This window comes from Microcystis sp. M090S1 (assembly GCF_020246295.1).
Classification (GTDB): Bacteria; Cyanobacteriota; Cyanobacteriia; order Cyanobacteriales; family Microcystaceae; genus Microcystis; species Microcystis aeruginosa.
Window position 1 is genome coordinate 1 of sequence record NZ_JADBTF010000177.1, and the last position, 4,795, is coordinate 4,795.

Here is a 4,795-nt window from a genome sequence, read left to right on the forward strand (position 1 = left end):
AGCCACTCTTAATCGTGTCTTGGAACGAAATAGAGGCTTTTAAAGACTGCGTACATGGAGAATTAAAACAAGAATTACCCTCGAAAAGCCTATTTTTCCACTAAGTATTTATGCTCATTGCAAAGGTGAGATGCTCCCCAACTTACAACTTAACAACTTAACCCATCTTTACAGGAATTAATTAAAAATCAAATAACCATTAATAATCTAGAAATACTTTCTATTGATCTAGCTCATATCTGGACACTAGCAACCCTTATCCACTATCATAAAGACCCCTTTGATCGACTTTTAATATCCCAATCAATAACCGAAATTATGCCTATTCTGAGCATTGATGAAATATTTGACCGTTACCCCGTTCAAAGAATTTGGTAAATTTCCCAAAATGTCAGGCGATCGCTAACCTCGCAGCTAGGTCAAGCAACACCCCCACCCAACGTCAAAGGCAGACAACAGAATCATACACACTATCCCCATCAAAAAAGTATTAAAAGCTACAATTTAATAAATCTTTACATTCCTTTCCCCGATTAGCGATTCACAGAGCAAGGAGTCTCAGGTGTTTTCCCCTGTTTTTTTTACTCCTTCTCAGGCGAACTATCCTCATTCCGTGAGATATTGTGGCGCAGTATGTCGTATTCGCCTTTGCCTTCTCCCTTGACTGATCCTCAACTCGATCGCAAACTAAATTAAACAGGATTACCTCGCACCAACCAGATGATAGACTGGGGATAATAGAAATAATTGAATAGGGCTAAATTACCGGAGGAAACCTTAACTAGCATTTTTGATCTACTGCGTCAACTGGCAGAGCAGATAGAATCAGAAGGATTAAGCCTAAACAGTAGCTCTCTTTCATTGTAGGGAAAAGGGCAAAGGTTTAAGAGAAAATTATCAACTTCCCCTTTCCGACTTCTGCAAGCAGTCTATTGATTACTATTTTCTTCAGGAGGAGAAGGTGATAAAACGGGAGGAGCGATCGGTTCAATTTTATCCTCATTAACCGGGGGATTAATCACCTCTGGAACAGGAGAAGGAGAAGGAGAAGGAGAAGGAGAAGGAGAAGGAGAAGGAGAAGGAGAAGGAAGGGGAGAAACTTGAGGACTCGGCTCCGTTTCAGGAAGGGGAACAGGAATAGGAATTACTTCTTCTGGGGTGGGACTAGGAGTTAATTCTGGAGTCGCTTCTGGACTAGGAATCACCTCTGGGGTAGGAGTCGGGGATGGGGTAGGAGTCGGGGAATAAATGGGAGTCCGTTGACGAGAAGGTCGTCGGATAGGGGGAAAATCTTGGGAGGGAGGAGGAATGATTTCAGGACTAGGAGAAGGTTCAGGGGTTGGTAATGGTTCAATTTCCTCATTTTTGGGTAAAAGAGCCATAAATCCCCGATATCCTAGGGCAAAAGCCCCAATTGTCACCGCAAAAATCAGCAAAATCGACAGCCAAGGATTCTTTTTTTTTCCAGAATTGGGTTGAATAACCACAGTGGGGGAGACGGTTGGTTTTGGGGGTGTAGAGGACTTTAATCGGGGACTATGGGGAGAAACCGCGATAGTTGGTTGGGTGGACAAATCGGGGGATATTTCTGCCAAAGCTGCTAACATTTCCCTAGCAGTGGCAAACCGATCCCGGGGATGAAAACGGATCGCTCGATCGATTACCATAGCTAAATTAGGATTAACATTTTCTGCCTCCTGTCGCCAGAGAATTTCCCCCGTACGCGAGTCAGTTTCTAGATATTGGGGAGTTTTTCCCGTTAATAAAAAAATCGCCGTTAAGCCTAGGCTGTAAAGGTCACTAGAAAAGACCGGTCTCCCGGCAGCCTGTTCCGAAGCCATATAACCGGGGGTGCCAAGGGCGATCGAATAGGCACTTTTTCCCGTAGGATCGAGTAAGGTGGCGACTGCTTCTTTCATTACCCCAAAATCGATTAAAACGGGCAAATTATCACTATTTCTTAAGATAATATTATCGGGTTTCACATCCCGGTGAATAATGCGGCGACTGTGAATAAAATCAAGAACAGGCAGTAAATTATCTAAAATCGTCCGCACTGCTGAGGAGGATAAATTTCCCTGTCGTTGCTGTTTTTGGGTTAGTGTCTCCCCTTCAATCCATTCCTGCACCAGATAGAAGTGATTATCTTGGGCAAAATAACCGTATAAACGGGGTATTTGGCGATTTTGTTCCCCCAATTCCTCTAAAACGCTTGCTTCTTTCTGAAAACGTTCTTTTAACCATTCTGGCATCTCTTCACTTTGAATGGCCGGCTGCAATTTTTTAATCACACAGCGCCGTTGAGAAGGCATATTCGTATCGATAGCGATATAAGTTTCCCCAAATCCCCCCCTAGCAAGGGTACTAACAATTTGGTAGCGATTGTTTAAAAGCACTAGATTCATTACCCTGAGAGTGCAAGCGTGGTCCTAAATTGTTCCTAGACTAACATTCTTTCGTTAAGGAAAAAGTCAAGGGAAAAACTAGAGTCAAGTCTAAGGAATCCAGCGACGGATTTTCGTCCACAAAGGTGCATTATCTTGACTACTCATCTCCAGAAAACTTTGATAACAATCGTAGGCGCGATTAAGCTGGGCGGTGATTTCTGTAGCATTGGGATGGGAATTGCGATCGGGATGCCAATAACACAAGAGAGTTTTATAATTGTTCTCAATCCGGTTAGTCGTGGTAAAAGGAGTAATCCCCAACACTCGCCACCAAACGGGATTAGCCGACTCTATAATCATCACGGCCAAGGAACGAGAATAAGGATAGAGAATTTGGGCGATTAATGACCAATCTGACCCATAACACAGCCGATAAACCGCTTTAACCCGCTCTTTTCCCAACTGTTCACAAGCTTGTAAATGCCATTGACGAAAATCCCTCCGCATCTGCTGATGAGTTCGCAAATCTCGCTGGGCAAATCTGCCCTCAGCTAGTTTATTAGTGCCAATAGTGTTAAAGTTACCCTTAGCGATCGCTTTTAGATCCCAGTAGAGATGATAAAAAGGATCTTGACCCAAGGCGAGACTTTCCAGAATTTCCTTAGCGTAACCTCTAGCCGGATTTAATCGCAATAATTCCCGTAATTCCCGACAAAACTGCTCATTTTCGGGCATACCGCGCCATTGCCAATAATTAACATCCGGTTTTGCCAGAGACTGCCTATATACACTGCGCCACACCTGCGGAACAGTACAGGCGATCGGGGTAGCCAAGGGAGTAGCCAGGGGATAAAATTGACCCTTTAAAGAGCTTTCAGGAGCATCTTCTAGTAAACAAGCAAGATGATAGGCGGGATGACTACGGGGCTTTTTTTGGGGGCTAATAAACCAAAAAGCCGTTAAAATGACAATTAAGTACAGGAGTAGAGAAAGAATTTGCTCCGCCATGGCAACTTTTAGTTAGTCTGCTCAGTTACCCGAAGAATTATAATTCGTGCTATGATCGCTGAAAAGTTCTTTGTATCTCGGCTGATTGTCACAAATCTACAAAATTGGGTGATATGCCGAAAGTTTCCATATATTCTTACTCTAAGGATTGTTGTTGGCAAATTTTCTTTATAGTTAATAGTTAGCTTGCCATCTTTACGCTCAAAAATCGGAGTTCATAGACTTATATAGTCTCCAGAGTAAAATTAACCAAAGGGTGATTTCATGAAATTGCTAATAAAAATACTAAAAAACTTTCGGAAATTATTCAAGTCAGAAGTTACTTCTCAAGAGTTAAATATCAGAGAAGGTTTGGAGTACCTAAAAGAAACCTCTGAATCCGCCAATAAAACATGGGAATTGTTTCAATATTTTCGTAGTGAAATTCAACATGAACATAGCTTATTAATGGGTCGTGTAACTTGGTATATTACTTGCCAATCTTTTTTACTTACTGTATATGCTATTACTTACAGCAATAGCAAAGGACCAAACTGGTTTTCTAATCTTTTGCTACCGATCCTAGCAATTATTGTATCTTTTTTGTCTTATTTTATGATTCAGGGTGCTACAAAAACTATTGATATGTGGGGGAAATTACGTTTAGAATTAGTTAGTAAGAATTCAAAATTAGACCCTGTTCTTATTCCTCGATGGCGTTCAAATGCTCCTAAAGATGACCCTATTCATTTGAGAGCACTTTGGTTTCCTCAGTTTATTTCAATTCTTTTTGTAGTCATTTGGGTGCTGATTGCATATTTTTCTTGGAGGTTTCCTTGGCTATAACTACCAGCGATCGCCACTATGGTAGATATGGTAAAGTGCGTTCCCTAATGCAAGTCCTACCGCTGCAGCGATCGATTTTGGGGAACACACCATGGTCATTGATTCAAGCAAATGATTATCAGCTAAAAACGTCTAGGCACAGCGACGGACGGGAGTGCGATCGGATATAGACAAATATGGGGGCATTTTACCTTACTTTTTGGAGCCTTGATCTGTGTGCAATATGACATGATTAATGGAAGAAACAGGGAGTAAAGAGCATGACTACCTATCAAGATGTTCGCCGCCAAGTTGAGAATCTCACCCCAGACGAGCAACTTCGCTTGTTAAAAGAGTTAGCTGTAATGGTACGTCGCCCTATGCTTGTCAAGCCCAAGCATAGCATTATGGAACTAGAAGGACTAGGAAAAGAAATCTGGAATGGACTTGATGCTCAAGAGTACGTTAATCAGGAACGTGCCTCATCGGAAATTTTGGGTCTGAAACCCCGCCGTTCTAGGTTGGCTTTACGTTAGAATTAAAAGGCCAGTCTCGAAAACCAAGTGGACGGCGCAGCACCTTGAAAACTCGGCTTA

Annotated in this window: 4 protein-coding genes; 2 read left to right on the forward strand and 2 right to left on the reverse strand. The window is 42.2% G+C overall.

Annotation, left to right across the window (positions count from 1 at the left end; translation table 11 throughout):
* Positions 1 to 929: 929 nt before the first annotated feature.
* A complete protein-coding gene (locus IM477_RS07990; RefSeq protein WP_287731253.1) occupies positions 930 to 2,405 on the reverse strand; it encodes a serine/threonine-protein kinase in 1,476 nt (491 codons plus the stop codon).
* Positions 2,406 to 2,495: 90 nt separating this feature from the next.
* Positions 2,496 to 3,395: a J domain-containing protein gene (locus IM477_RS07995; protein WP_287731254.1), complete on the reverse strand. Its 900-nt coding sequence runs from the start codon at positions 3,393 to 3,395 to the stop codon at positions 2,496 to 2,498.
* Between the two features lie 264 nt (positions 3,396 to 3,659).
* Between IM477_RS07995 and IM477_RS08000 the strand changes: the two genes are divergently transcribed.
* Together IM477_RS08000 and IM477_RS08005 are read left to right on the forward strand one after the other, a co-directional pair.
* Entirely contained in the window at positions 3,660 to 4,220 is a 561-nt protein-coding gene (locus tag IM477_RS08000) for a RipA family octameric membrane protein (protein ID WP_287700679.1), read from the forward strand.
* A gap of 260 nt (positions 4,221 to 4,480) precedes the next feature.
* Positions 4,481 to 4,735 carry a hypothetical protein gene (locus IM477_RS08005; protein ID WP_287731255.1) on the forward strand — a complete coding sequence of 85 codons (255 nt, stop codon included), beginning with the start codon at positions 4,481 to 4,483 and terminating at the stop codon, positions 4,733 to 4,735.
* Positions 4,736 to 4,795: the final 60 nt, after the last annotated feature.